We start from the raw sequence: 1,602 nt of genomic DNA, 5'->3' as shown, positions 1-1,602 counted from the left end.
GTCGCGCGAGAACGCAACCGTACTCGCGCGCCGGCCCCCCGCGTCTGAAGCCTCTCGGACCGCACACAACCGACAAGGAAGCCCATGACCGACTCCACACCCACCGTCGTGCTGGTGCACGGTGCCTTCGCCGACGCGTCCAGCTTCGCCCGGGTCGTCCCCGAACTGCTGGCCGACGGCCTGAAGGTGCTCGTTCCGGCCGTGCCCCACCGCAGCCTGACCGGTGACGCCGCCTACATCGCCTCGGTCGTACGTGCCGTACCCGGTCCCGTCGTCCTGGTGGGGCACTCCTACGGCGGTGCCGTCATCACCGTCGCGGGCGTCGAGGACAAGGTGAAGGCCCTGGTCTTCCTGGCCGGTTACGCCCTGGAGGAGGGCGAGAGCCTCGGTGAGCTGCAGGGCCGCTTCCCGGACTCCGACCTTGCCTCGGCCCTGGTGTACACGCCGTTCCCTGTCGAGGGCTCCGACGAGCCCGGCACGGATGTCACCGTGGAGATCGACAGGTTCCCCGCCATCTTCGCCGCCGACGTGGACCCGGACCTGGCCCGCGTGCTCGCCGTCTCCCAGCGTCCGCTGGCGGGCGCGGCCTTCGCCGAGGCGGCCCCGGCCGCCGCCTGGAAGACCAAGCCGTCCTGGGGTCTGGTGTCCTCCTCGGACCACACCATCAACCCGGACGTCGAGCGCTTCGGCTACGAGCGCGCCGGGATGACCACGATCGAGGTCGACTCGTCCCACCTGGTCATGCTGGCGCACCCCGAGAAGGTAGCGGACCTCATCCGCGAAGCCGTCCGGAGCGTCTCCGCCTGACAGGGCTCTGACCGGGCCGTGCCCGGTTTCTGACGGGGCTCCGACGGGGCTGCTTGATGAAAGATGAGAGGGCGTTCGATCCAGGAGACACAGGCTGATCCTCCTGGATGGGGCGCCCTCTCAAGCAGGTCGTCGTTGTACGGCGTCGGCGATGACCGCTGTCACGAGTCTGTGGACGACTGCCGCGGCCGGCGGGCCGGGGTCGCGGTCCGAGAACAGCAGATGCCCGCCACCGACCAGCGACAGGGTGAGGGAGTCGATGTCGGCGTCGGCCGCGATACGGCCCAGTTCACGCTCGTCGGCCAGATAGGCGGAGACCGCGGTCGCGGCCTCGGCGAGGATCGCGATGCCGCCTCCGGGCCTGGCCTGCCGCAGCCGTGCGCGCAGTTCGTCCCGGAAGGTGATGAGCGGGATGATCGCCACCGGAACCGGTCCGAACAGGGTGGTCAGCGCGCTGGTGAGGTTGTCGGCCACCGTGCCGGTGCCGACGGACTCGCGCAACGCACTCGCCTGCGCCTCAAGCTGCGCGGCCCGGTCGAGCACGAGGTCGGCGAGGAAGGCGTCGAAGTCGGCGAAGTGCCGGTGCAGGACGCCCTTGGCGCAGCCCGCCTCGTCGGTGACGGCCCGGCTGGTCAGGCCGTTCGGCCCGTCCCGCAGCAGGACGCGTTCCGCGGCGCCGAACAACTGCTGCCGCGCGTCGCGAAGGTGCACTCCAGTCGGCATGCGCAGATCCCCTCGTACGTCGTCCCACCGGCGGCCGTTGCCCAGTGGGCATGCGCCCACTAAGGTGGGCGC

Annotated in this window: 2 protein-coding genes; one reads left to right on the top strand and one right to left on the bottom strand. The window is 70.8% G+C overall.

The features are described from left to right. Positions 1-84 precede the first annotated feature (84 nt). Positions 85-807 carry an alpha/beta fold hydrolase gene (locus ACFWGJ_RS43605; protein WP_387334534.1) on the top strand — a complete coding sequence of 241 codons (723 nt, stop codon included), beginning with the start codon at positions 85-87 and terminating at the stop codon, positions 805-807. 120 nt (positions 808-927) lie between these two features. On the opposite strand, the gene ACFWGJ_RS43600 is transcribed toward ACFWGJ_RS43605, so the two are convergent. Continuing rightward, positions 928-1,530 (bottom strand): TetR/AcrR family transcriptional regulator, encoded by a 603-nt coding sequence (locus tag ACFWGJ_RS43600; RefSeq protein ID WP_387334533.1) that lies wholly within the window; start codon positions 1,528-1,530, stop codon positions 928-930. Positions 1,531-1,602 lie beyond the last annotated feature (72 nt).

The organism is Streptomyces sp. NPDC060205, from assembly GCF_042728395.1.
In the GTDB taxonomy this organism is placed as follows: Bacteria; Actinomycetota; Actinomycetes; order Streptomycetales; family Streptomycetaceae; genus Streptomyces.
Note: the sequence above shows the minus strand (reverse complement) of the source record. Positions and strands in the feature narration are given on the sequence as shown.